Genomic DNA, 251 nt, shown 5'->3' on the forward strand with positions numbered 1-251 from the left:
GCCACTGCGAACGATCCCTGCTTTGGTGATATTTCCGGCAGCATCGTCATAGATGCATCAGCGGTAAACACTGCTGTGGTAGGTACTTATACCGTAACTTATAACGTAATGGATGCCGAAGGAAATTCTGCAACAGAAGTTACAAGAACCGTTAACGTAGTCGATAACACTGATCCAACCATTACGCTTACGGGCGCTAATCCGCAAGAGATTGAGGCTTGTGGTACATATACAGAACTTGGTGCCACTGC

The 251-nt window shown here is 46.6% G+C and carries 1 protein-coding gene; it reads left to right on the plus strand.

All coding sequences use genetic code 11. From position 1 onward, the window contains the following. Positions 1-251: immunoglobulin-like domain-containing protein (locus MWU32_RS00235; protein WP_246936632.1), on the plus strand; the 251-nt coding region annotated here is incomplete at both ends.

The sequence above is a fragment of the Gelidibacter sp. F63206 genome, from assembly GCF_023015735.1.